Source organism: Allobosea sp. ASV33 (assembly GCF_016428755.1).
GTDB lineage: Bacteria > Pseudomonadota > Alphaproteobacteria > Rhizobiales > Beijerinckiaceae > Allobosea.
Map to the genome: position 1 here is coordinate 1 of NZ_JAELTI010000402.1, position 251 is coordinate 251.

Genomic DNA, 251 nt, shown 5'->3' on the forward strand with positions numbered 1-251 from the left:
AGAGCCCCCAGCAGACGCCAAGGCGTTCGACGGCGTCGCCGGAAAGCTCGAAATGCTGTCGCCGGAGCCCGGCGAAGGCGACTGATCTGGCGGGTTTTCTGCCGTCGCGCTGCGTTAACCACGACCTGTCTCTTATACACATCTCCGAGCCCACGAGACTCTAGGCGCGATCGCGTATGCCGTCTTCTGCTTGAAAAGGGGGGGGGGGGGGGGGGGGGGGGGGGGGGGGGGGGGGGGGGGGGGGGGGGGGG

At 69.7% G+C, this 251-nt stretch carries 1 protein-coding gene; it reads left to right on the forward strand.

Annotated elements, in window-relative coordinates:
* Positions 1-85, forward strand: an 85-nt coding sequence (locus tag JHD80_RS29355; protein WP_349237365.1) for a DUF3470 domain-containing protein, incomplete at its 5' end; no start/stop codon positions are given.
* Between the last annotated feature and the right edge of the window lie 166 nt (positions 86-251).